This window comes from Microbacterium endophyticum (assembly GCF_011047135.1).
In the GTDB taxonomy this organism is placed as follows: Bacteria; Actinomycetota; Actinomycetes; order Actinomycetales; family Microbacteriaceae; genus Microbacterium; species Microbacterium endophyticum.
On sequence record NZ_CP049255.1, the window covers coordinates 137210 to 162245 of the forward strand.

25 protein-coding genes are annotated in these 25036 nt (G+C 59.2%); 13 read left to right on the forward strand and 12 right to left on the reverse strand.

Annotated features, from left to right (window positions below; translation table 11 throughout):
• Positions 1–2 precede the first annotated feature (2 nt).
• Positions 3–884, reverse strand: coding sequence for an alpha/beta fold hydrolase (locus tag G6N83_RS00685; protein ID WP_165138313.1), 882 nt, complete (start codon positions 882–884; stop codon positions 3–5).
• A gap of 86 nt (positions 885–970) precedes the next feature.
• Between G6N83_RS00685 and G6N83_RS00690 the strand changes: the two genes are divergently transcribed.
• A complete protein-coding gene (locus G6N83_RS00690) occupies positions 971–1699 on the forward strand; it encodes an exonuclease domain-containing protein (RefSeq protein ID WP_165138315.1) in 729 nt (242 codons plus the stop codon).
• A 74-nt stretch (positions 1700–1773) separates the two neighbouring features.
• Here G6N83_RS00690 and G6N83_RS00695 read toward each other — a convergent pair whose 3' ends face one another.
• The 3 genes from G6N83_RS00695 to glgA form a co-directional block, all read right to left on the reverse strand.
• Positions 1774–2031 carry a type B 50S ribosomal protein L31 gene (locus tag G6N83_RS00695; RefSeq protein ID WP_165138317.1) on the reverse strand — a complete coding sequence of 86 codons (258 nt, stop codon included), beginning with the start codon at positions 2029–2031 and terminating at the stop codon, positions 1774–1776.
• 119 nt (positions 2032–2150) lie between these two features.
• A complete protein-coding gene (locus tag G6N83_RS00700; protein ID WP_165138319.1) occupies positions 2151–2936 on the reverse strand; it encodes an ABC transporter ATP-binding protein in 786 nt (261 codons plus the stop codon).
• 10 nt (positions 2937–2946) lie between these two features.
• Positions 2947–4140 (reverse strand): glycogen synthase, encoded by a 1194-nt coding sequence (glgA, locus tag G6N83_RS00705; protein ID WP_165138321.1) that lies wholly within the window; start codon positions 4138–4140, stop codon positions 2947–2949.
• Positions 4141–4186: 46 nt separating this feature from the next.
• Here glgA and G6N83_RS00710 point away from each other — a divergent pair, with 46 nt between their 5' ends.
• Positions 4187–5431, forward strand: a complete 1245-nt coding sequence (locus G6N83_RS00710; protein ID WP_165138323.1) for a glucose-1-phosphate adenylyltransferase — start codon at positions 4187–4189, stop codon at positions 5429–5431.
• Positions 5432–5465: 34 nt separating this feature from the next.
• On the forward strand, positions 5466–6113 hold the full coding sequence (serB, locus tag G6N83_RS00715) for a phosphoserine phosphatase SerB (protein ID WP_165138325.1): 648 nt from the start codon (positions 5466–5468) through the stop codon (positions 6111–6113).
• A 42-nt stretch (positions 6114–6155) separates the two neighbouring features.
• Here the strand turns inward: serB and G6N83_RS00720 are convergent, their stop codons facing one another.
• Positions 6156–6866, reverse strand: coding sequence for a beta-ketoacyl-ACP reductase (locus tag G6N83_RS00720; protein ID WP_165138327.1), 711 nt, complete (start codon positions 6864–6866; stop codon positions 6156–6158).
• 107 nt (positions 6867–6973) lie between these two features.
• Here G6N83_RS00720 and G6N83_RS00725 point away from each other — a divergent pair, with 107 nt between their 5' ends.
• The 3 genes from G6N83_RS00725 to G6N83_RS00740 all read left to right on the forward strand — a co-directional run bounded on the left by G6N83_RS00725 (position 6974) and on the right by G6N83_RS00740 (position 8872).
• Complete coding sequence (locus G6N83_RS00725) at positions 6974–7387, forward strand: DUF4190 domain-containing protein (protein ID WP_241246236.1); 414 nt, start codon at positions 6974–6976, stop codon at positions 7385–7387.
• 38 nt (positions 7388–7425) lie between these two features.
• Complete coding sequence (locus tag G6N83_RS00730) at positions 7426–7782, forward strand: DUF3099 domain-containing protein (protein ID WP_165138329.1); 357 nt, start codon at positions 7426–7428, stop codon at positions 7780–7782.
• A 217-nt stretch (positions 7783–7999) separates the two neighbouring features.
• The gene (locus G6N83_RS00740; RefSeq protein WP_165138331.1) at positions 8000–8872 is read left to right on the forward strand and encodes an SURF1 family cytochrome oxidase biogenesis protein; all 873 of its coding nucleotides are present in this window, start codon (positions 8000–8002) and stop codon (positions 8870–8872) included.
• On the opposite strand, the gene G6N83_RS00745 is transcribed toward G6N83_RS00740, so the two are convergent.
• The 6 genes from G6N83_RS00745 to sufB form a co-directional block, all read right to left on the reverse strand.
• Complete coding sequence (locus G6N83_RS00745; RefSeq protein ID WP_165138333.1) at positions 8873–10471, reverse strand: ABC-F family ATP-binding cassette domain-containing protein; 1599 nt, start codon at positions 10469–10471, stop codon at positions 8873–8875.
• 205 nt (positions 10472–10676) lie between these two features.
• On the reverse strand, positions 10677–11006 hold the full coding sequence (locus tag G6N83_RS00750; protein ID WP_165138335.1) for a metal-sulfur cluster assembly factor: 330 nt from the start codon (positions 11004–11006) through the stop codon (positions 10677–10679).
• A gap of 9 nt (positions 11007–11015) precedes the next feature.
• Positions 11016–11786, reverse strand: a complete 771-nt coding sequence (gene sufC, locus G6N83_RS00755; RefSeq protein WP_165138337.1) for a Fe-S cluster assembly ATPase SufC — start codon at positions 11784–11786, stop codon at positions 11016–11018.
• Positions 11786–12112, reverse strand: coding sequence for a non-heme iron oxygenase ferredoxin subunit (locus G6N83_RS00760; RefSeq protein ID WP_165138339.1), 327 nt, complete (start codon positions 12110–12112; stop codon positions 11786–11788). The genes sufC and G6N83_RS00760 overlap by 1 nt, the downstream gene beginning before the upstream one ends.
• Positions 12109–13293, reverse strand: a complete 1185-nt coding sequence (gene sufD, locus G6N83_RS00765) for a Fe-S cluster assembly protein SufD (RefSeq protein ID WP_165138342.1) — start codon at positions 13291–13293, stop codon at positions 12109–12111. Before sufD ends, G6N83_RS00760 begins: the two co-directional genes overlap by 4 nt.
• Entirely contained in the window at positions 13293–14711 is a 1419-nt protein-coding gene (gene sufB, locus G6N83_RS00770; protein ID WP_165138344.1) for a Fe-S cluster assembly protein SufB, read from the reverse strand. Before sufB ends, sufD begins: the two co-directional genes overlap by 1 nt.
• Positions 14712–14967: 256 nt before the next feature.
• Here sufB and G6N83_RS00775 point away from each other — a divergent pair, with 256 nt between their 5' ends.
• Positions 14968–15924 (forward strand): COX15/CtaA family protein, encoded by a 957-nt coding sequence (locus G6N83_RS00775; protein ID WP_165138347.1) that lies wholly within the window; start codon positions 14968–14970, stop codon positions 15922–15924.
• Positions 15925–16045: 121 nt separating this feature from the next.
• Positions 16046–16441 carry a dinucleotide-utilizing enzyme gene (locus G6N83_RS00780; RefSeq protein WP_165138349.1) on the forward strand — a complete coding sequence of 132 codons (396 nt, stop codon included), beginning with the start codon at positions 16046–16048 and terminating at the stop codon, positions 16439–16441.
• A 78-nt stretch (positions 16442–16519) separates the two neighbouring features.
• Here G6N83_RS00780 and G6N83_RS00785 read toward each other — a convergent pair whose 3' ends face one another.
• Entirely contained in the window at positions 16520–17443 is a 924-nt protein-coding gene (locus G6N83_RS00785; RefSeq protein WP_165138351.1) for a heme o synthase, read from the reverse strand.
• 261 nt (positions 17444–17704) lie between these two features.
• Here G6N83_RS00785 and tkt point away from each other — a divergent pair, with 261 nt between their 5' ends.
• The 5 genes from tkt to G6N83_RS00810 are packed head-to-tail and all read left to right on the forward strand — an operon-like array spanning position 17705 to position 25036.
• On the forward strand, positions 17705–19801 hold the full coding sequence (tkt, locus tag G6N83_RS00790) for a transketolase (RefSeq protein WP_165138353.1): 2097 nt from the start codon (positions 17705–17707) through the stop codon (positions 19799–19801).
• Positions 19798–20913, forward strand: a complete 1116-nt coding sequence (tal, locus tag G6N83_RS00795; protein ID WP_165138355.1) for a transaldolase — start codon at positions 19798–19800, stop codon at positions 20911–20913. Before tkt ends, tal begins: the two co-directional genes overlap by 4 nt.
• Positions 20913–22535, forward strand: a complete 1623-nt coding sequence (locus tag G6N83_RS00800) for a glucose-6-phosphate isomerase (RefSeq protein ID WP_165138357.1) — start codon at positions 20913–20915, stop codon at positions 22533–22535. The genes tal and G6N83_RS00800 overlap by 1 nt, the downstream gene beginning before the upstream one ends.
• Before the next feature lie 12 nt (positions 22536–22547).
• Positions 22548–24098, forward strand: a complete 1551-nt coding sequence (zwf, locus tag G6N83_RS00805) for a glucose-6-phosphate dehydrogenase (RefSeq protein ID WP_165138359.1) — start codon at positions 22548–22550, stop codon at positions 24096–24098.
• Positions 24095–25036, forward strand: a complete 942-nt coding sequence (locus tag G6N83_RS00810; RefSeq protein ID WP_165138361.1) for a glucose-6-phosphate dehydrogenase assembly protein OpcA — start codon at positions 24095–24097, stop codon at positions 25034–25036. Before zwf ends, G6N83_RS00810 begins: the two co-directional genes overlap by 4 nt.

Below are 25036 nucleotides of genomic sequence, written 5' to 3' on the forward strand. Positions count from 1 at the left end.
TCTCAGCGAGAGAGAAAACGTCGGATGCCGTCAGCCGCCGGGGCTGGGGTCTCATAGTGGATGAGGTGGCCGACGCCTTCGATCTCCACGAGTTCCGCGTCAGAAAACAGTCTCCGCAGCTTGCGCTCCACCGCGATGGGTGTGATGTCGTCGCGGTCAGCGGCGATGAGGAGCACTGGCTGATTGATCCTCGCCGCGAACTCGCTCACATCGTGAGATACCGACGCGATGAAGGCATCGTGAAGAACATCACGATCAAAAAATCCAGAAAAGTATCGATCGTGCTGATCGTGAATGAATCGCCGAAGCTGAGCGTCGCGCGTCTTCGCCATCGACACGCTCATCACGCGAACGACCACTCTATTCCGAAGCAGGGACTCCCCTAGTTTCCTCGGCAACCGCGCTCCCGCCCAGTAATACAACACCGCAAGGCGCGTGAGGATGCCACGTGGCCCTTCAAGAGCCGGCGCACCGATGGGGTTGACCAGGATCACACGCGGAGAATTTAGTCCGCCTGCGACCGCCGCGGCCACGATGATCGAACCGAAGGAATGGCCGAGCACGATGGCACCCGGCTCAATCGACGCTATGAAGCTCTCGAGCCAAGCCGCGTAGGTTTCCACGGAGTGCTGCTTACCAGGCAATGGCGGACTTTCACCGAAACCAGGAAGATCTGGGGCAATGATCCGATAGCCCTCGAGGTACGCGACGACCGGCTCAAGTCCGTGATGATCGCCACGGAAACCATGAACGAAGACGATCGTCATTTCGGCATTCGCATCACCGTAGACCCAATAAGCGGTCGTCGCTCCGTCGATTTCAACTTCACGCCGCTCGACAGGAATAGCCGCAAGACGTTCAGCATACGGATCAGTGAAACTCACACCATCGATTCTATGAGCGCGGAGCAACCGAGCGCTCCGGCGCGCCCGCGCCAAACGTCGCTCGGCCATCGCATAGCGTAAATCGCATGCCCCACACATCACGTGACTCAGATCACGCGCCTGCGCCATCGTGGACTCAGAGTCTAGGGATATTCGACCTCGAGACCACAGGAATCGACATCGAGGATGATCGAATTGTCTCGGCGCACGTAGGCGTGCTCGACCGGACGGGGCGACAAGTGAGTGCTAGAACCTGGCTGGCTGATCCTGGGATCGAAATTCCGGATGGCGCGGCGGCAGTTCATGGGATCACGACCGCTGATGCACGTCGTCTCGGTCGCCCCGCACCAGAGGTCGTATCGGAAGTAGTCACCGCAATAGCGGAACTCATCGCAGCAGAGACCCCGATCGTTGTCTACAACGCACCCTTCGACTTCTCGCTACTCAAGCGCGAAGCTCTTCGCCACGGTGTCGTGCCCATCGAGGATCCTTTCCCTGTCGTCGATCCCCTTGTCCTCGACAAAGCTCTCGATCGATATCGCCGTGGCAAGCGCACACTCGACACAGTAACGTCGCACTACGGCGTAACACTGGATATCGCGCACGATGCGCAGGCAGACGCTGTCGCCGCGGGGCGCATTGCGTTGAAAATAGCTCAGCGATACGGCGAAGAATTACCAACGACCTCGGGCGAGTTGCACGAGCACCAAGTGGCGTGGGCGCGCGAACAAGCAGCAAGCCTCTCAGACCACTTCGTAAAGACCGGGCGCATTGCCGCTAGTGAACGGCTCGATGGCCGCTGGCCGATTCGATAGTCCGCGCAGCTCCGAAACCGACGCGAAAGATAATAAAAAGGGCCCCGCATCTGCGGGGCCCTTTTTTACGGCGACTACTTGCTGGAGCCACCGAAGTTCTTGAAACGCTGGTTGAACTTCTCGACGCGACCGGCCGAGTCCATGATGCGCTGCTTACCGGTGTAGAACGGGTGCGACGCCGAGGAAATTTCGACATCGATGACCGGGTACTCAACGCCGTCGAGCTCGATCTTCTTGTCGCTAGAAACCGTCGAGCGAGTGAGGAACGTGTCGCCCGAACCGAGGTCACGGAAAACGACGGCCTGGTAGTCGGGGTGGAGGTCAGTCTTCATAGCGGATCCTTGTGATGGTGCGGTTCTGAGCTATTCAGAACCAGGGAAGTCTGCGGTGCAAACGCACCAAACATCAATCTTATCAGCATCGGCGCGGCGTTGCCACACGGGTCGCCGCGCTAGCTTGTGGCTCTGGCCGCATAACGACCGTTTTCACTCGAAAGCGAAATATTCATTCCGAACGTTTCGGTCAAGGAATCGGACGTGAGAGTCTGCTCCAGCGGCCCGGAAGCAACGATTCGACCGTCGCGCATCAAGAGGACGTGCGTAAAGCCGACCGGAATCTCCTCGACGTGATGAGTCACCATAATCATTGCCGGCGTGGAAGGCGCCTGGGCGTATCCACCCAACAACGTCAGCAGTTCCTCTCGAGCACCGAGGTCGAGGCTGGCGCTCGGTTCATCGAGCAGGAGAAGCTCGGGATCGGTCATGACGGCACGCGCAATCTGAACTCTCTTCTGCTCACCGTCCGAGAGCGTTCCGAAAGTGCGGTCAGCCAGATGGGCAAGTTTCCATTCCGCAAGCACGCGCAACGCGCGTCGCTCGTCAACATTCTCATACGACTCGTTCCACCTGCCGACTACCGAGAAGGCGGCGGTGAGAACAACGTTGAGAACCGTCTCGTTCGGCGGTACGCGCTTGGCGAGCGCCGACGAGGCAAATCCGATTCGGGGCCGGAGTTCGAAGACGTCAGTCCGGCCGAGGCGCTCACCCAGAATTGTCACCGAACCGCTTGTTGGGTGATCGAGCGTGTCCGCGAGCTGCAGCAACGTCGTCTTACCTGCCCCATTCGGGCCAAGGATCACCCAGCGCTGATCGTCGGCGACCTGCCAGTCCAGGTGGGAAACGATCTCCCGTGCGTTTCGGCGGACGACAACGTCGGAGAAATCGAGAACCTGCGTCATGGCCTCAAGCTTAACGGCCCGACGCCGCAACCTCCGCGTACAACGCGGCTGTCTGAGCCGCAATCGAGCCCCAACTGAAGTCGTCCGCGGCGCGTTGCCGACCCGCTGCACCGTACGCAGCTGCCTGATCACGGTCTGCGACTACTTCGTTCAGAGTCCTTGCAAGGTCCGCAACAAACTTGTCGGGGTTTACCGGAGTTCCCGTGCCATCTTGCAGCTGCTCGATCGGCACGATTCGCCCGGTCACACCGTCAACGACAACTTCCGGAATTCCGCCGGTGGCCGTTCCCACCACTGCCGCGCCGCACGCCATTGCCTCAAGGTTGACAATCCCCAGCGGTTCGTAAATCGACGGGCACACGAATGTCGTCGCTGCTGTCAGAATCACGCACAGATCCCGCCGCGGTAGGTGTCGGTCAATCCAGACCACTCCAGTACGAGTGGTCTGGAGCGCTGCCACAAGAGTTTCGACTTCCGCCAGAATTTCTGGAGTATCAGGGGCGCCTGCACACAGCACGATCTGCACTTCCGGTGGCAGCTGCTCGACGGCTCGCAGCAGGTAGGGAAGCCCCTTTTGACGTGTGATTCGACCAACGAAGACAACCGAAGGACGCGCAGGGTCGATCCCGAGCGCACGAAGGGCGTCGCTGTCGTAGACGGGTTGCCAAGCCTCCACATCAATCCCGTTGTAGATCACTCGAACCTTTTCAGGATCGAGAGCGGGATAGCTGCGCAAGATATCGCGGCGCATGCCATCACTCACTGCGACGACAGCTGCAGCGGATTCATACGCCGACTTCTCGATGTAGCTGGACACGGCATACCCGCCGGCCAGCTGCTCGGCCTTCCACGGGCGCAGGGGCTCGAGGCTGTGCGCCGTCACGATGTGCGGGATTCCGTGAAGCAAGGATGCGACGTGACCGGCGAAGTTCGCATACCAGGTGTGGGTATGGACGACGTCGGCCCCGGCGACGTCTGAAACGATCTCGAGGTCAATTCCCATCGTCTGGATCGCGGCATTCGTTGCCGCCAATTCGCGCGGCACTACATACGAAGTCGTCTCGGGTTCATCCCGATCTGCACCAAAAGCTCGCACTCTGACATCGAGTGAAGTGCGGAGCGCTTTCACCAGTTCAGTGACGTGTACACCTGCACCGCCATAGATCTCAGGTGGATATTCCTTAGTGACGATATCGACGCGCATGTCAAGGACGCTAGTACACGTGGGGTGAGGGGCATAGTCTTGGCGCATGCCTGCTGCCCCCAAGGTTTTCGGAATCATTCTCGCCGGCGGAGAGGGCAAGCGCCTGATGCCGCTCACCGCCGACCGAGCCAAGCCCGCTGTGCCCTTTGGCGGTCAATACCGCCTTATTGACTTCGCCATATCCAATCTCATCAACTCGGGACTTGGACAAATAGTCGTACTCACGCAGTACAAGTCCCATAGCCTCGACCGCCACGTGTCACAAACCTGGCGGATGTCTCCGCTTCTTGACTCGTATGTCACATCTGTTCCGGCACAACAGCGTCTCGGGAAGCGATGGTTCTCGGGGTCTGCGGACGCAATTCTGCAGAGTCTCAACCTCATCAACGACGAGAAGCCCGACATCGTGGTCGTGGTCGGTGCCGACCACGTCTATCGGATGGATTTCCGGCAAATGTTAGAGGCTCACATCGAATCGGGAGCATCAGCAACCGTCGCAGGCATTCGTCAACCCATCGGGATGGCGAATCAGTTCGGAGTCATCGATGTCGAAGAAAGCGACCCGACTCGCATCCGCCAGTTCTTAGAGAAGCCGCAGGAGATTTCGGGCCTGCCCGACAGTCCCCACGAAATCCTCGCCTCGATGGGTAACTACATTTTCAACACCGACGCTCTTATTGCGGCCGTCGAGGCTGACGGGGAACTTCCCACGTCGAACCACGATATGGGCGGCGACATCGTGCCTTACTTCGTAAACCGCGGAGAAGCAGCCGTCTACGACATGAAGCGCAATGACGTACCCGGCTCCACAGAACGCGATCGTTCCTATTGGCGCGACGTAGGGACGATCGACTCGTTCTTCGATGCGCACATGGATCTCATCTCGACGCTGCCGATCTTCAACCTGTACAACATGCAGTGGCCGATCCATTCCCAGCTCGTCAACTCGCCGCCCGCGAAGTTCGTCCGAGACTCGGTCGGTCGTATCGGTAACACGATCGATTCCATCGTCTCGCTCGGCTCGGTTCTCTCGGGCACACACCTCGAGCGCAGCGTCGTCGGACCATGGACTCTGGCCGAGGCTGGCGCTACGGTCACCGATTCGGTTCTCTTCGACCGAGTACATGTCGGAGCCGGCGCACGAATCCATCGCGCGATTCTCGATAAGAATGTCGTCCTCGCAGACGGCGCAACCGTCGGGGTCGATCGAGAGCGGGACCTTGCCCGAGGTTTTGCGGTAACTGAGTCTGGCATCACCGTTGTCGGAAAGAACGTTTACGTCGACGCGTGATTCGCAGACACCGAGGGTTCGATAACGTGAACTGGTGACAAGCCAAAACCACGCGCGCTTCCTCGTTGTCCTCGACGCCGACTCGACTCTCATCCGCAATGAAGTCATCGAGCTCATCGCGGATGAAGCTGGACGCGGTGCTGAAGTGGCTGCTGCAACAGAAGCCGCCATGCGCGGAGATATCGACTTCGCAACCAGCCTCAGATCGCGTGTATCCGCTCTCCGTGGCGTGCCATTGAGCGCATTTGAGCGCGTGCTGGCTCGTATTGAAGAAACCCCCGGGGTCAGACAGCTCACATCTACGGTCCATGACCGTGGTGGCATCGTGGGGGTCGTTTCCGGCGGCTTCCACGAGATTCTCGATACTGTCGCACCCGACCTCGGTATCGACGTTTGGCGCGCTAATCGCCTCGGTATCGAGAATGGTGCACTATCAGGTGAGGTCCGTGGCGAAGTGGTCGATGCCGAAGCGAAAGCAGACTCTCTGCTTCAGTGGGCCCGTGAGCACGGAGTCTCGAGAGACCAAACCTTCGCCATTGGCGATGGTTCAAACGACCTTCAGATGATGAAAGTCGCCGCCCTCGGCTTGGCATTCAACGCGAAGCCGATCGTTAAGGTCCACGCAGACCTTGTGATCGGACGCGTCGACTTGTCCGAGGTCATTGCACTGCTTCCTCGGTGAACGAGAAACCGCGCCCAGTGCGCGGGTCCGACACGTCGCGTGTCAGTGGCCCATTCCGAGCCCGCCATCCACAGGGATGACCGCTCCCGAAATATAGGCCGCGTCATCAGAAGCGATCCACGACACTACCCCAGCTACTTCGTCAGCAGTGGCAAAGCGTCCAGCAGGAATATTTCGCTTGTACTCTGCCTGCGTCTCATCGGGCAAGGCTGCTGTCATGTCTGTTTCGATGAAACCGGGAGCCACGACGTTGGCGGTGATACCGCGTGAACCGAGTTCCCGCGTGAGTGATCGAGCAAAACCGACGAGACCACTCTTTGAGCTCGCGTAGTTGATCTGTCCGGCCGACCCGTAGAGCCCGACAACACTAGAAATGAGGATGACCCGTCCCCAGCGCGCTTTGAGCATCCCTTTCGACGCGCGCTTGACGACTCGAAAAGCGCCACCGAGGTTTGTCGCAACGACCGAATCGAAGTCTTCCTCGGACATGCGAAGAAGCAGAGTGTCTTTGGTAATGCCGGCATTGGCGACTACTACCTCGATCGGCCCGAGCTCGCGTTCGATTTCGGCGAATGCCAGATCCACGCTTTTCGCATCTGTCACGTCTGCGCGCACGGTGAGCGTTCCTGCCGGACCCTCACCCGATCGCGCGGTGACGGCCACCTTCGCGCCCTGCGCCACAAATCGCTCAGCGATAGCGCGACCGATTCCGCGATTTCCGCCGGTGACAACGACAACACGACCTGAAGACACAACAACTCCTACGAGAAAATGGGTGGGTCCGCTAAGCCTACAGAGCCAAGGTTTGACACCTGATGCTCACACTGCGAATCTGAGAGAAACGACGAAAGGGAAGTCCCGTGAGCAATTCCGACCCCAACAGCGGACAGCCCGATTACAGCGCGGGTTCGCCGGTCCCACCGACTCCCCCGACTCCCGACATGTACGCACCGCCGGCGCCCTATCAAACGCCCGGCTATGCATACCAGGCGCAGCCTCCGATGAATTCAATGGCCATCATCGCTTTCGTCTCGTCACTCGTCGGAATGTTCGTGCTCCCGCTTATCGCATCCATCGTGGCCGTTATCACTGGTCACATCTCCCTCAAACAGCTCAAGAGCAGCGGTGAATCCGGGCGCGCACTCGCACTCTCGGGGACGATCATCGGTTGGGTCGGAGTGGGAATCTGGGCGTTGGTCATCGTGGGGTTCTTGATCTTCTTTGTCTTCGCCATCGGCATCGCCGCTTCTACCTCTAACGGTTACTACTCTTAACCCGTGGTAGCGGTGCACCGGCGTAGGCTGGATGCACCGTGAAACCTTCGCCGAAAACCCAATCCGCTACGTCGCTGCCGCGCGCCCCTCGCGAGGACTCTGACGCTCGAAACACGCGGTATCTCGTGATGATGGTTATTCGCGTGATCTGCTTCATTTTGATGGCGACAATCACGCCGTTCGGCTGGTACACGTGGGTTTTCGCAGTGGGAGCGGTTTTTTTGCCCTACGTGGCGGTTATCATCGCGAACGTCGGCCGAGAATCAGACGTCCCCGAACGAGAGCTTCCTGACCGAGAGCTTGCAGCGGAGAGCGAGAAGCCCACGCCACAAGCTGAAGCGCCAGCAGTATTCCGAATCACTGAGTCCCCAAAAAACCCGGAGAATCCAACGTGACAAGTGACGTGACAGGTGATGTCACGTGCTCGCGCGCCGGTTGCCGCGAGCCCGCTATGTGGCGAATTGACTGGCGCAACCCGCGAATTCACGACGCAGACCGCCGCAAAACGTGGGTCGCTTGTAGTGAACATATGCCTTTTCTTCGCGACTATCTTTCGAATCGAGCGTTTCCCGTCGAAGTCGATTCACTCGTAAAACCTGCAGGTGAAATAGCATGAGCAGCACCCTGAGTCCAGCCGCCCGCACCCGATGGCGTTGGACCGGTTACGTCGCGATCGCGATTGTCTTCGCGATCGTTTGTGCCTTTTTGTCTCACTGGCAGTTCAGCCGAAATTCCGCGAGAAGCGCGGAGCTCGCGCTCGTCGAATTGAACTATGACGCCGACGCGGTGCCGGTCGAAGAGATGATCCCGGAACCGGACGTCTTTACGGCGGGAGACGAGTGGCATCCCGTCACTCTTCAGGGGCGATACATCCAGAACGAACAGTTGCTCGTGAGAAATCGCGCACGCGGGGGTACCTCGGCTTTTGAAGTACTGGTGCCGTTCCAGTTGGAAGACGGCAGAGTTTTCCTCGTCGATCGTGGATGGGTACCACCCGGAGAAGGGGCGCTTCCGGAGGATATTCCAGAAGCGCCGACCGGCGAGGTTACGGTCACTGCTCGCATTCGCGAGGGAGAAGCCCTTCCGACATCAGGACGATCGGCTCCGGAAGGTCAGGTGCCGACGATAAACCTCGAGCTTATCGATGAGATGCTCGACGCGGACATTGATACCAGCGCCTATCTCTTGATGGATTCAGAAGAGCCGGCGCCAGCAACATCACCGAATTCGATCGATTCCCCATCCGATGACCCTGGGCCCTACCTGTCTTACGCTGTGCAGTGGATACTGTTCGCCATCATGGGATTCATCTTCATCGGTTACATCATTCGCACTGAGTTGCGCCACCGCCGCGAAGACGAAGACGAAGACGATGACCCCGAAGACGACGAGCCGGTTCAAGGTCGACCCCGTCGCGCTATTTTCACCCGTGGGCGCGATCAAGACATGGACGACGAGGATGCTCTCCTCGACCACGTGCGCTAACTACGCGAGAGTGATGAGGTCCACGTAGTCGCGGCCCCAAATATCTTCGACGCCGTCAGGCAGGATGAGCACGCGTTCCGGGTTCAACGCCTCTACAGCACCTGCATCGTGAGATACCAAAACAACAGCACCCTCGTAGTGAGCGAGCGCGCCGAGAATCTCGTCACGTGAAGCCGGGTCAAGGTTGTTTGTCGGCTCATCGAGAAGCAACATATTGGCCGAGGAGACGACAAGCGTTGCCAGCGACAAACGAGTCTTCTCGCCACCGGAGAGAACACCCGCGGGTTTCAGCACATCATCGCCCGTGAAGAGAAACGAACCGAGCACTTTGCGGGCTTCTGTCGCAGTGATATCCGGCGCGGAAGACATCATGTTCTCAAGCACAGACCGATTGACGTCAAGGTTCTCGTGCTCCTGCGCGTAATAACCGATCTTCAGCCCATGGCCCGGCTCGAGCTGACCGGTGTCGGGGGCATCGACGCCGGCAAGAATTCGCAAAAGAGTGGTCTTACCCGCACCGTTGAGTCCGAGCACGACAACTTTCGAGCCGCGGTCGATTGCGAGATCGACGTCCGTAAAGATCTCGAGCGATCCGTAAGACTTCGAAAGTCCGGACGCCATGAGCGGCGTCTTTCCGCACGCTGCTGGTTTCGGAAAGCGAAGTTTTGCGACCCGTTCGTCCTGGCGCACATCATCGAGGCCGGAGAGCATCTTCTCTGCTCGCGCGACCATCTGGTGCGCAGCAGCAGCCTTCGAAGCCTTTGCGCCAAACTTTGCGGCCTGAAGCTGAAGCGCAGTTGCCTTCTTCTCAACGTTGACGCGCTCTTTCTTGCGCCGCTCTTCGTCAGCAACACGCTGGCGGAGATAGTTCTTCCAGTTCATGTTGTACACGTCGATGATTTGACGATTCGCATCAAGGTAAAAGACTCGATTTACCGTCTCACCGACGAGCTCAACATCGTGACTAATCACGATCAGCCCACCCTTGTAACCCTTGAGGAACTCACGAAGCCACACGACGGAATCGGCATCAAGGTGGTTAGTCGGCTCGTCGAGAATCATCGTTTGAGCGTCAGAAAACAGGATGCGTGCAAGCTCGATGCGACGGCGTTGACCACCCGAGAGAGTCTTCAGCGGTTGATCGAGAATACGGTCGGGAAGCGAGAGGTTGTGTGCGATCGAAGCGGCCTCAGCTTCGGCGGTATAGCCGCCGAGTGACTCGAAGCGCTCCATCAGGTTGCCGTACCGACGCATGGCGCGATCCGCTACATCAGGATCTTCGTCCGCCATCGCAAGCGATGCCTCGACCATTCCCAGAGAAATCGTTCCGAGCCCACGCGCGTCGAGGATACGTGTCCTCGCGAGCATCTCAGGATCACCAGAGCGTGGATCCTGAGGAAGGTATCCCAGTTCGCCACGGCGCTCCACGCTCCCGTCGGCCGGAAGCAGATCACCGGCCAAAACTTTGGTCAACGTGGTCTTGCCGGCGCCGTTTCGACCGACGAGTCCAATCTTGTCGCCGTCTGACACTCGGAAAGAGACGTCTGACATCAGCACGCGGGCGCCCACGCGAATTTCTAGATCGTGCACCGCGAGCACAGTGATCGTCCATTTCTTTTAAGGGGAAGGGAACAAGAGTGACCGATGGCCAGCCCTCTACTATAAGCGAGACAGTAGAGCGCACGCTCCACCGGCATCTCCGAGGTCAGCTACTGCGGCCAAAGCCGCCGCGTCTCCCCGTACGAAAAGAAGGTGGGCCTTCAGGAAACGCTGGAGGCCCACCTTCTTTTTGATTTATACAGATTCAAATAGAGAACCCGAGTGCACGCATCATGTCTCGACCATCATCCGTGATGCGTTCGGGCCCCCACGGCGGCATCCATACCCAATTGATTCGGAATCGCTCTACGACATTGTCGAGAGCCTGTGCCGTTTGCTCTTCGAGCACGTCCGTCAGAGGGCACCCAGCCGACGTGAGCGTCATATGGATGACGAGAGCATCGTTCTCGTCATCCCAGGCGAGATCGTAGATCAGGCCGAGATCCACTACATTGATCCCAAGTTCGGGATCCATGACGTCCTTCAGGGACTCGGTGACCTCGTCAAACTTATCCGGGCTAAGTGTCGCCGTCATGATGCGATCTTACGCTTCCGCATCGACTACAGGCTCGAGAAAGCGGTCGTAACCCTCGTCTTCAAGTCGCGCTGCTAGCTCTGGGCCACCCTCTTCAGCAACGCGTCCCGCGACGAGCACGTGGACGTAGTCGGGGGTGATGTACTTGAGAATCCTCGTGTAGTGCGTGATGAGAAGCACGCCGAGGCCCGTCTCTTCTTTTGCACGGTTGACGCCTTCGGACACGATCTTCAACGCATCCACATCGAGGCCCGAGTCGGTTTCATCGAGTACTGCGAACCGCGGCTTCAGTAATTCGAGCTGGAGAATCTCGTGACGCTTCTTCTCTCCGCCCGAGAAGCCCTCGTTAACGTTGCGCGAGGCGAACTTCGGATCCATCCGAAGCCCCTTCATCGACTGCTTCACATCTTTGGTCCACGTGCGAATCGAGGGGGCCTCACCGTCAATGGCGGTCTTCGCGGTGCGAAGGAAGTTCGTCACCGTCACACCGGGGATCTCCACCGGGTACTGCATGGCGAGAAACAGTCCAGCACGCGCACGCTCGTCAACAGTCATGGCCAGCACGTCTTCACCATCGAGGGTGATTGTCCCGCTTGTCACGGTGTACTTTGGGTGGCCGGCGATCGTGTACGCCAGAGTTGATTTACCAGAACCGTTCGGGCCCATGATGGCGTGCGTCTCACCCGTACGGAGGGTGAGCGTGACGCCATTAAGGATGGGCGTGGTTCCTTCTTCCGTGTCGACCGTGACGTGCAGGTCGCGGATCTCGAGGACAGACATCAGATTTCCTTCTTCACAGTGGGATCGATGAGCACATCGTCGCCGTCGATTAAGACGGCGTATACGGGTACCGGCTCATACGCGGGTAGGTTGAGGGGCTTTCCAGTGCGCAGCGAGAACGCCGAACCGTGAGCCCAGCACTCGAGGGTTTCGCCTTCGACGAATCCGTCGGCCAGAGATATGTCGCCGTGAGTGCACACGTCTCCGATCGCGTGTACCTCGCCAGCGCTATCGAGCACAACGGCGATGGCAACACCATCGACCTCCACACGCGTGGCAGCGTCTTGTTCAAGCTCGCTCAGCGCGCACACGCGAGTCGCGGTCATTGAACGACCTCTCGTGTCAGTTCGGCCTCGATTGCCGTCATGAGTTCGGCTTCGAGCGAGTCGATGCCGATCTTTTGCACGATTTCGGTGAGGAAGCCCATCACAACGAGGCGTCGTGCTTCTTCCTCTGAAATTCCTCGGGCTTGCAGGTAGAACAACTGCTCGTCATCGAACCTGCCGGTAGCGCTCGCGTGTCCTGCGCCACGAATGTCACCTGTTTCGATCTCGAGGTTCGGGATCGAATCCGCCCGCGCACCCTCGGTCAGAACGAGGTTGCGGTTGGCCTCATACGAGTCGGTGCCGGTAGCTTCGGCGCCGATGAGCACATCACCGATCCACACCGTCCGGGCAGCAGTGCCCTGGAGCGCGCTCTTGAAGAGAACATCTCCGCGTGTCTGGGCACCCTTATGGTGCAGGTAAACCTGACTTTCGAGGTGCTGACCGGCGTCGGCATAGCTCAACCCGAACATCTCACCGGCGGAGCCTGACCCCGAGAGCTGCAAGCTCGGGTTCACGCGGGTCACTGCTCCCCCGAAGCTGACGATGGTGTGACGAAGTGTTGCATCACGATCGACACGTGCTTGATGGGATGCCGCGTGTACTGCGTCATCGTCCCACTGCTGCACCGAAACGACCTCTAGGTGAGCACCGTCACGAACGATAATCTCTACGTTCTCACCGAACGCAAGACTTCCGTGGTGGCGAAGAACAACTTTTGCCCGGGACTGCGGCTCAGCTTCAATAACGATGTGCGCGTGCGCCAGGCCGCCGTGTCCCTGCACTGTAAGGACTACTGGCTCGCCGATTTCGACACCATTGGGGATGCTAATGTGCGTCGCGCTCTTGTCCTGTTTCCAGGTCACAGCAGAAACACGGTCCTCCGGGACGAAGAACTCGCCCCGCGGCAACTCACTCGACGCGAGCCGGCCTACGTTCACGACGCTCGGGGCGTTCACCGTGATAGTGACGGCTTCCAACTCATCGGCTTCATCGCGCAGGAGAGGTTCGAGAACTTGTTGCGGGGTGTGCTTCCAGTTGACCTCGCGGCCAGTAGGAATTCCGAAATCCTCAGGATCGAACGACGTGGGACGTTCTGATCGCGTTTGAACCGGCACGAACGCCGCGGCAGGATCGATATGACCCTCCGCTGCATTCACGGGGGTCTGAATGGCAGAACTCATCAGCCGACGGATCCTTCCATGCCCATCTCAATGAGCTTGTTAAGTTCGAGTGCGTATTCCATCGGGAGCTCCCGTGCAATCGGTTCGATGAACCCTCGCACGATCATGGCCATAGCTTCGGCCTCGTCCAGGCCCCGGCTCATCAGATAGAAAAGCTGTTCCTCGCTGACCTTCGAGACGGTCGCCTCATGTCCGAGCTGAACATCATCGACGCGAATGTCGATTGCGGGGTACGTGTCACTTCGCGAAATCGAATCCACAAGAAGGGCATCGCATCGCACAGTATTCGCCGAGTGGTGTGCATTCGCATCCACGCGCACTTCGCCGCGATATCCGGCCCGGCCACCACCGCGAGCAATGGACTTCGAAACGATGGATGACTGGGTGTATGGCGCCATGTGAATCATTTTCGCGCCGGCATCTTGATGCTGGCCCGGTCCGGCGAACGCCACTGAGAGCGTCTCGCCCTTAGCGTGCTCTCCCATAAGGAAGATCGAGGGGTACTTCATCGTCACCTTGGAACCGATGTTTCCATCGACCCACTCCATAGTGGCACCCTCGTGTGCAACGGCTCGTTTGGTCACCAGGTTGTAGACGTTGTTGGACCAGTTCTGAATCGTTGTATAGCGCACGCGCGCGTTCTTCTTGACGATGATCTCCACGACAGCGGAGTGCAATGAGTCGCTCTTGTAAATAGGAGCCGTGCACCCTTCGATGTAGTGCACGTAGGAGCCCTCGTCGGCGATGATCAGCGTGCGCTCGAACTGACCCATGTTCTCGGTGTTGATTCGGAAATAGGCCTGAAGCGGAATTTCGACGTGGACGCCCGGGGGCACGTAAACGAAAGAGCCGCCCGACCAGACTGCCGTGTTCAGCGCCGCAAATTTGTTGTCACCGGCGGGGATTACCGAACCGAAATACTCTTCGAAGAATTCCGGGTGTTCACGCAACGCCGTGTCGGTGTCCATGAAGATGACGCCCTGCTCTTCCAGGTCCTCTCGGATCTGGTGGTAGACGACCTCTGACTCGTACTGAGCCGCGACACCGGCGACCAGCCGCTGCCGCTCTGCCTCCGGAATACCCAACTTCTCGTAGGTATTCCGAATATCCTCGGGGAGGTCTTCCCAGCTTTGCGCCTGCTTCTCGGTTGAGCGGACGAAGTACTTGATGTTGTCGAAGTCGATCGCGCTGAGATCTGCACCCCACGTGGGCATCGGCTTCTTCCCGAAGAGCTGAAGTCCTTTGAGGCGATTCTTCAACATCCATTGAGGTTCGTTTTTGAGGGCGGAAATATCCCGCACAACGAGGTCGTTAATACCTCGCTTGGCGCTCATTCCAGCCGCGTCGGCGTCGTGCCACCCGAACTCGTAGACTCCAAGTCCATCGAGTTCTGGCCGATCGATAAGCACATCAGACATTGCGTCTCACTCTCCTTTCGGTACCCAACGGTTTCAGCCGTGCCGGCATTCCTTACCTTCTGTGGAGTGCGAAGGGGAATACCGCTAGTGGGACCGCTCATTCGGCGCTGGCTTCGACGCGCCTAGACTGTCTTCGATGCGGAACGCGTTTGCGTTGCATCCCGACACCACCGATTCTACAGGTAACGCCCCTTCGCCGGGCCGCCGTTATCGCTCGGCGCGCTGCGCAGAGCGCACCCTCAGGAGGCAAGACGCGATGTCCGCGCAGCCCACATCTCCCTCAACAATGTCAAAGTGGCGTCGCCTCGCCCGCTGGCTTCCCGCGCGTGTCGACAAACGAGTCATTGCTGCTGCATGGGTCACGCTCATCGTGCAGGTGGGGATCGTCGGCACCGGAGGCCTCGTGCGCCTCACTGGTTCAGGCTTGGGGTGCCCGACGTGGCCGCGGTGCACAGAAGGTTCTTTCGTAGCGACCGAGGAAATGGGTATTCATGGCGTCATCGAATTCGGCAACCGGCTTCTGACGTTCGTGCTCGTCATCGTCGCGATAGTGACGTTTTTGCTTGTCGTGCGCATGCGTCGGCAGCGCCGCGATCTCTTCTGGCTCTCACTTGTGATCGGGCTCTACATTCCGCTCCAGGCCATCATTGGCGGCATCACTGTGCTTTCGAATCTCAACCCCTACGTTGTCGGACTGCACTACGTAGCATCCGCAATCCTTGTGGCATTCTCAGCCGTGTTCGTCACGCGGGTCTATGCCAGTCCGGGACCGCGGGTCAGAACAGTACCCAACTGGTACTCACTCACAGTGCATTTCACAAGCTTTGCGGTAGCCGTAACTGTCGTCGTCGGAGTGCTCGTCACGGGATCTGGACCGCACTCTGGTGACGGCGGTGCAAGTCGAAATGGCTTGGATCCCGCATTCATGCAGCATGTCCACTCCTGGCCGGCGTACGTGACGCTTGCCCTCACGCTTGTCCTGCTGGCGGGAGCGTGGCGCACACCTCCCACGCTCCGATTGCGGTTGTGGACTGCGCTTCTCTTGGCCACCGAGGTAATGCAGATCGCGGTGGGTTTGTGGCAGGCTCGAACGGGACTTCCTATCGTGTTGGTCAACATCCACATGGTTCTCGCGATGGTCCTTGTCGCTGCCATGGTCGCGGTCGCAATGCATGTCAAGCAGCCCGACGAACTCGGGGCCGCGAGCAGATGACAGTGAATGCGTAACGCACAGTAAATGCATAGCTGATCCATCGATGCCGCTACATCGCGGCAGTGAACATAGAAAACATGCGTCGGCGGAATGCGCCGACCACACCCATGAGAGGCCTTAAATGAACAACCGTCCCCGTTTGTATCGCAGCATTCCCTACTGGGTGCTTGTCATCGCGTCGATCGCGGCAGTTGCCTACGGCGCGTGGTTGACAGTCGACAAGCTGTCGATCATGACAGCAACGCTCGCCGACGGAACAGCCACGGGTGTCGAGGTTTATGCCGGCCAGGCGTGGGTAGCCTTCGCGGCTGCCTTCGTTGCTGCGGGTCTTATCGGCCTCGTTGCAGCCCTCGCCCTCGCCGTAGCGCGCTCGGTGTTCTCGACAACCGCTCCCGCTGCTGTCGAAGTCGTTGAAATCGTCGAAGAACCGGTCTCCGAGCCCGTCGTAACCGATGATGTTGCCGACGACACCACCGCTCCGGTCGTCGAGTCCGACGCCGCCACGACCCAGCGCTAACGCTTCGCGACTTTCGCTAACGAAAAAGAGTGTGTCGCCCGCTTGCGGGGACACACTCTTTTTCGTTGTCGTGGCTTGCTAAAAAGGAAGCAGAGGATCGATCGCGATAGCGACGAACAGCAACGTCAAATAAGTGATCGACGCATGGAATACACGCATCGGACGCGGCTCAATTCCGAGCACCGCTCTTGCGTACAACCGGTGAGACTCGTAAATGAACCAACCACCGAAGACGAGTGCAGAAACGCTGTAAACAAGACCCATCTGCGCGACTGGGATGAGAAGCAACGAACAAGCAATTGTTGCCCACGCATAGAGAATGACCTGCAGACCGACCTGAGACCCGGAGCGGGTGGAACCGAGCATCGGAACGTCAACTTCGTCGTACTGAGCCTTGTACTTCATCGACAACGGCCAATAGTGCGGCGGGGTCCAGAGAAAAACGAGGACGAACAAGATGACGGCGCTCCAAGAAAGCGTGCCAGTGACTGCGGACCATCCGATGACCACTGGAAAACAGCCAGCGATGCCGCCCCAGACGATGTTCTGCTCGGTGCGCCGCTTCAGCAGGATCGTATAGATGACGACGTAGAAGAAGATTGCGGCCGCCGACAACGTCGCGGCGAGCCAGTTCGTCGTGACGAGGAGCCACACGGTCGAAAAAACTGTGAGCGTCCAAGCGAAAACGAGCGCGCCTCGCGGGGTCACTTCTCCCGTGACGAGAGGTCGATTTATCGTGCGCTGCATATGTGCGTCGATGTCCCGGTCGAGATACATATTGAACGTCGCTGCAGCGCCGGCACTCATGGAACCGCCGATGACGGTCGCGAGCACGAGCCAAAGGTTCGGAAGCCCGCGTTCCGCGAGAATCATCACGGGCACGGTCGTGACAAGAAGAAGCTCGAGCACACGAGGCTTGGTGAGCGCGACATACGCGCCAATTTTTCGCCCAAAAGAGGAACCAGCTGATGCCTCGATTGCCGACGTCGTCGTGATGTCCATCGTCCCCACTATCGGCTGTTACAAAGTCTGTCCAAGTCTATTGCATCGCGCTTCGGGGCTGGCACGACTACCCAGCTCTCACACTAAGCGGGAGAATATTACGGAGCTAGGCACGACGCGAACCCCTCAACCGGAGCGCGGTCGCTATGCTGAAATCACAGGCGCAGCTCGCGCAATCCCGATTTCTCCTCCGTCGCTCCGGCGCGCGGGAATAACGGATGCGTCAGGCGCGCTCCCTCTTCTTTAGGAAAGGTGGTCCGGGTGTCGGAACTGCAATGGGACGAGATTGACCAGCGCGCTGTGGACACAGCTCGCGTACTCGCGGCGGATTCCGTCGAGAAAGTGGGAAACGGCCACCCTGGTACGGCCATGAGCTTGGCGCCAGCCGCCTATCTCCTGTACCAGCGCGTGCTTCGCCACGATCCAGCCGACCCGCATTGGCCAGGGCGCGACCGCTTCATTCTCTCGGCCGGCCACTCGTCCTTGACGCAGTACGTTCAGCTTTATCTCGGCGGTTTCGGACTCGAACTCGACGATCTCAAAGCTCTGCGCACCTGGGGCTCGCTTACCCCCGGACACCCCGAGTACGGCCACACCAAGGGTGTGGAAATGACGACGGGTCCACTCGGCCAGGGGCTTTCCTCATCGGTCGGATTCGCGTACGCCGCGCGCTACGAGCGCGGCCTCTTCGATCCAGATGCTGCGGCAGGCAAGAGCCCGTTTGATCACTTCGTCTACGTGATCGCCTCCGACGGCGACCTCGAAGAAGGCGTCACGAGCGAAGCATCCTCGCTCGCTGGCCACCAGCAGCTGGGAAATCTGGTTGTCATTTACGACTCCAACCAGATCTCGATTGAAGATGACACGAATGTCGCCTTCACCGAAGACGTCGCGAAGCGCTACGAAGCATACGGCTGGCACGTTCAGACCGTGGACTGGAAGAAGACAGGCCAGTACATCGAGGATGCCGCAGCCCTATACGCGGCGATCGAAGCAGCGAAGGGCGAAAGCTCGAAACCATCCATCATCATCCTGAAGACGATCATCGGATGGCCCGCTCCGGGCAAGCAGAACAGTGGCAAGATCCACGGCTCGGCCCTCGGCGCAGACGAGCTGAAGGCTACAAAAGAGGTCCTTGGCTTCGATCCCGAAAAGTCGTTCGAGGTCGACGAGGAAGTGCTCATCCGAACACGTTCGCTTGCCGAGCGCGCTTCAAACGAACGCGAAACGTGGCAGAAAGCCTTCGACGAATGGGCTGTTGCGAACCCCGAGCGCAAGGCCCTGTTCGATCGTCTGCAGGCTCGCGAGCTTCCGGCCGACATCGAATCTGCGCTGCCGACATTCGCCGCGGGTAAAGATGTATCCACCCGCGCAGCATCTGGCCAGGTCATCAACGCTCTCGCGGAACAGTTGCCTGAGCTGTGGGGAGGCTCCGCTGACCTCGCCGAGTCGAACCTGACGACCATCAAGAACGCACCCTCGTTCATTCCTGAGGAATGGTCAACGCACGAGTGGAGTGGAAGCCCCTACGGCCGAGTGCTCCACTTCGGTATTCGCGAGCACGCCATGGGCGCCATCATCAACGGAATCGTTCTCCACGGCCCTACCCGTGCCTTCGGTGGAACGTTCCTCATTTTCAGCGACTACATGCGTCCACCCGTGCGGCTGGCGGCGCTCATGAATGTTCCGTCGATCTTTGTCTGGACTCACGATTCTGTCGCTTTGGGCGAAGACGGCCCCACGCACCAGCCGATCGAACAGATCGCGGCGCTGCGCGCCATTCCCAACTTCGCACTCGTTCGCCCCGCGGACGCAAATGAAACAGCCGAAGTCTGGCTTGAAATGCTGCGCCGTCACGCTGGGCCTTCCGGAATCGCGCTCACGCGCCAGAACATCCCGGTCTTCGAACGCGGCGACGGAGTGGCGTCAGGAGATACCTTCGCTTCGGCTTCCGAAGCAGCGAAGGGCGCTTACGTGCTCGCGGAAGCACCCAATGGAAAGCCCGACGTCATTTTGATCGCGACCGGATCCGAAGTGCAGCTCGCAGTCAACGCACGTGAGGAGCTGAAGAGCGAAGGCGTGAACGCTCGTGTCGTTTCGGCGCCTTCACTGGAGTGGTTCGCCGATCAAGATGATGCCTACCGCGAAAGCGTTCTTCCGGCATCCGTAACTGCTCGTGTTTCCGTTGAAGCGGGTACCGCGCTGAGCTGGCGCGGAATTGTCGGCGACCGTGGGCGCTCAGTATCGATCGAGCACTTCGGCGCTTCGGCTGATTACAAAACACTTTTCCAAAAATTCGGCATCACAACCGAAGCCGTTGTTGAAGCGGCACGCGAAACTCTTAAGGAGAACGCATGAGTACCCCCACCGAACAACTTGCAGCAGCGGGCGTCAGCATCTGGCTCGATGACCTTTCACGCGAACGTATTTCGACGGGCAACCTCCAGGGGTTGATCGTTCAGCGCAACGTCAGCGGAGTGACGACAAACCCCACCATTTTCGCGGGCGCGCTCGCAAAAGGTGAGGCGTATCAAGAGCAGGTGAACGCTCTCTCCGCCGCTGGCGCAAGCGTTGATACCGCGATCTTCGAGATCACGACAGACGACGTACAAGCAGCATCGGACATCTTCCGACCGGTATTCGATGCGACTGGTGGAGTCGACGGCCGGGTGTCGATCGAGGTCTCCCCCGACCTTGCACACGACACCGAGGCAACGATCTCCGAGGCGAAAAAACTGTGGGCAAAGGTCGATCGCCCCAACGCTCTGATCAAGATCCCTGCGACCAAAGCTGGCCTGCCCGCAATCACCGAAGTAATCGGTGCGGGTATCAGCGTCAACGTCACACTGATCTTCAGTCTCGAACGCCACGCTGCTGTTATCGACGCTTACCTCGCTGGTCTCGAAAAGGCCAAGGCTGCTGGTATCGATCTTTCGACGATCCACTCGGTCGCATCTTTCTTCGTGTCGCGTGTCGACACCGAAGTTGACAAGCGCCTGACGGCAATTGGCACGGACGCCGCCACATCACTCAAGAGCGCGGCTGGCATCGCGAACGCACGTCTTGCCTTCGAGCTTTACGAGCGCGAGTTCGCGACGCCACGAGCGACGGATTTGCTGGCGGCTGGAGCGAATGCTCAGCGCCCACTCTGGGCCTCGACCGGCGTGAAAGACCCAGCGCTTCCCGACACTCTGTACGTCACAGAGCTCGTAACGGCGGGAACCGTCAACACGATGCCGGAGAAGACACTCGAGGCCACGTTCGACCACGGAACCATTGCTGGCGACACGATCACCGGCAACTACGCAAACGCGCACAGCGTCTTCGACCAGTTGGCATCCGTTGGAGTCGACTTCAACGACGTCACCCAGGTACTTGAGGACGAGGGTGTCGAAAAGTTCATCGTCTCGTGGCACGAGTTGCAAGAAACCGTCGCAACCGCGCTGAGCGGCGCAACCGAGGGAAACTGATGAGCTTTGAGCTCAAATTGACGGGGCACGTGAAGTCGGTTGTTGACCGTACACTTCCGGGCCTCGTCGCCTCCCTTGTCGCTTCGGGCATCACCGCCCAAGATGACACGCTGTGGGGAACCGCAGCGCAAGATGAAGCTTCTCGTCGACTCGGGTGGGTAAACGCTGTCAGCGTTTCCCGCCCGCTCGTCGCGGAGATTGAGTCGCTACGGGAGGTGCTGCGAGGCCGCGGTGTCGCCCGTATCGTCCTCGCGGGGATGGGCGGCTCATCGCTCGCGCCAGAGGTCATCGCTCAGACTGCTGGCGTCCCACTGGTCATTCTCGATTCCACCGCGCCAGGTCAGGTGCTCGCTGCGATCGATGGTGACGCCGAAGCTGGGGGTTTGGCACAGACTGCGCTCGTTGTCTCATCGAAGTCGGGCTCGACCGTCGAGACCGATTCGGCGAAACGGGCTTTTGAAGTCGCATTCCGCGACATTGGAATCGATCCCGCCGAACGAATCATCGTCGTAACCGATCCGGGTTCTCCCTTGGATACGGCCGCCCGGGCCGAGGGCTACACCGTCTTTAATGCCGATCCGACCGTTGGCGGACGTTACTCGGCACTCACTGCGTTCGGGCTCGTCCCCGCGGGCCTTGCAGGCGTCGACATCAGCGAATTGCTCGATGAAGCAGATGCAACGCTCCTTGAAGTTGCAATCGACTCCCCCGACAACCCAGCCCTCGTGCTCGCAGCAGCTATCGCCGGCGGCGAGCCTCGGCGCGACAAACTCGGTCTGGTAACCGACGGCACGCACATCATCGGGCTCCCCGACTGGATCGAACAGCTGGTCGCAGAGTCCACCGGCAAAGGCGGAACCGGCATCCTTCCCGTTGTACTCCTGCCTGTCTCCCCCGAACTAGAGAGCAAGCCTGCCGATCTCCAAATCGTGAGACTCGTTGGCGAAGCACATGAGTTTCATCTTTTCGCTCACCACGAGGGTGAGATTCTCGTTAGTGGTTCGCTTGGCGCACAGTTCGTGGTGTGGGAGTACGCCACGGCAGTCGCAGGCCGCATTCTAGGAATCAACCCCTTCGACCAGCCAGATGTCGAGTCAGCCAAGTCCGCAACTCGAGGTCTCTTGGATGCGCGCCCCGCGCCGACAACACCCGCCTTCGCACTCGATGGTGTAGAAGTTCGTGTGTCAGATCCCGAGCTTGCGGCGTCCGGGACGATATCGGGTGTGCTCGAAGCCCTTTGGAAGCTCGTCCCAGCTGACGGATACGTAGCGGTTCAGGCATATGTCAACCGCCTTGAACTCTCACAGATTCAAGGGCTACGCGAGCTCGTGGCTGCTGACTCCGGTCGTCCGACGACGTTCGGATGGGGTCCCCGTTTTCTTCACTCAACCGGGCAGTTCCACAAGGGCGGGCCGGCAAACGGGGTGTTCTTGCAGATTCTCGAGAACACCGACGTCGATCTCGAAGTACCCGGACAGTCCTTTACGTTCGGCGAGTTGATCCGCGCTCAAGCTGCGGGCGACGAAGCGGTTCTGGCGAACGATCATGGACGCCCAGTCGTGACTTTGACGCTGACAGATCCGCAAGCCGATGTTCTCTCTTTATTCGAAGCGGCCCAGTAGGAGCAGTTGCTGATGGTGGTAGAAATTTCGCGGGGTAACAATCCGTTGCGCGACCCCGACGATCGGCGTCTTAATCGCATTGCGGGCCCAAGCGCTCTCGTCATCTTCGGTGTGACAGGAGATCTGTCCCGCAAGAAGCTGATGCCTGCTGTGTACGATCTTGCCAACCGTGGTCTCCTTCCACCCGGCTTCGCACTTGTCGGATTCGCCCGACGCGACTGGGAGGATCAGGACTTTGCGAATGTGGTGTACGACGCTGTCAAAGAGCACGCACGCACAGAGTTCCGAGACGAGACCTGGCAGCAACTTCTTCAGGGAATCCGTTTTGTTTCTGGCGAATTCGGTGATCCGGAAGCATTCCGTCGCCTTCGGGAAACAGTCGAAAAGCTCGACGTGGAACGCGGGACGATGGGCAACCATGCCTATTACCTGTCGATACCCCCCAAGGGTTTCGCTGAAGTGGCGAAACAGCTAAAAGATTCTGGTCTGGTCGACGAAACAGCGGACAATCCGGAGGGCTGGCGACGAGTCGTCATCGAGAAACCGTTCGGACACGACCTTGCGTCGGCACGTGAGCTCAACGACTCACTTCGAACCGCATTCCCTGCCGACTCGATTTTCCGCATCGATCACTACCTCGGCAAAGAGACCGTGCAGAACATCCTGGCGCTTCGTTTCGCAAACGAACTCTACGAGCCGCTCTGGAACCGCAACTACGTCGATCACGTGCAGATCACGATGGCCGAGGACATCGGCGTCGGTGGCCGCGCGGGATACTACGACGGAATCGGCGCAGCGCGCGACGTAATACAGAACCACCTGCTGCAGCTTCTCGCCTTGACCGCGATGGAAGAGCCGATTACTTTCAACGCAGCAGATTTGCGTGCTGAGAAAGAGAAGGTGCTTGCGGCAGTCTCGTTGCCGGAGGATCTCTCGGAGGCGACGGCACGAGGCCAGTATGCCGGTGGCTGGCAGGGTGGTGAACACGTGCCCGGCTTCCTCGAAGAGGACGGCATGGACCCAGAATCGGCAACCGAAACGTATGCCGCCATCAAGCTAGAAATCAACACTCGACGTTGGGCTGGTGTGCCGTTCTACCTGCGTGCCGGCAAACGCCTCGGTCGTCGAGTGACGGAGATCGCAGTCGTTTTCAAACGATCTCCGGAACACCTCTTTAGCCGAAGCCAGACATCCGGTCTGGGACAAAATGCGCTTGTCATCCGTGTTCAGCCTGATGAGGGCGTCACGATTCGCTTCGGCTCCAAAGTTCCCGGAGCCGGCACCCAAGTGCGCGATGTGACGATGGACTTCGGATACGGACATGCGTTCACGGAGGCTAGCCCCGAGGCTTACGAACGCTTGATTCTCGACGTACTTTTGGGCGATCCTCCCCTGTTTCCGCGACACGAAGAGGTCGAGCTGAGCTGGAAGATACTCGATCCCATCGAAGAGTTCTGGAGCGCACAAAGCGGACCTCTTGAACAATATTCCCCGGGCTCGTGGGGTCCGGCGGCAGCCGATGAACTCCTCGCCCGTGACGGCCGAACCTGGAGGCGTCCATGATCGTCGATATGCCCGACACGAACGTGAGTAAAATTACGCGCGCACTCGTTAGCGTGCGCGAAGAGGGTGGCGCTGTTGCGCTCGGCCGAGTTCTCACGTTGATCATTGTGACTCGTCACGGTGCTGAGGAAGAAGTAATCGAGGCGGCGAATGATGCGTCGCGAGAGCACCCCATGCGTGTCATCGTGCTCATGATCGGTGAAAGCGATGAAGAACCCCGACTCGACGCTCAAATTCGAGTGGGTGGAGACGCCGGCGCAAGCGAGGTCGTTCTTCTAAGCGCCCACGGGGCGACCGGATCCAACGCCGAGAGTCTGGTGACGGGGCTACTCCTTCCCGATGCTCCTGTGGTCGCTTGGTGGCCCACACAGACGCCGGATCAGCCCTCGCGCTCATCGATCGGCAAGATTGCCCAGCGCCGCATTACGGATGCCGCCACGCAGCCGGATCCTTCGGCATGGGTTGGCGCTCTCGGCGCCCACTACAGCCCTGGTGACACTGATTTCGCTTGGACCCGGATCACGCGCTGGCGCGAGCAGCTCGCCGCAGTCCTCGATCAGCCACCGTTCGAGCCGGTAACCGAGGTTGAAGTTCTCGGCGCCGCTGATTCACCATCCACACCCCTTCTGGCCGCATGGCTCCGGTTAAAACTCGACGTCCCGGTGGTGTGGCGCTATCTCCCGACCGATGAGTGGGCCAGTGGCATCAAGTCCGTGCGACTCACACGGGAAAGTGGCGACACGCTGTTGGAACGTCCAGACGCGGTAACTGCTGTTTTGACCCAACCCGGTCAGCCCAGCCACGATCTCGCGTTCCCGCGTCGTACACTGCGTGAGTGCCTGGCAGAAGAGCTACGAAGCCTCGACCCCGACATCCTTTACGGTCGAGTCATCACGGACGGGTGGGATCTTCTGTCGACCCCGCCCACGGAGGAATGA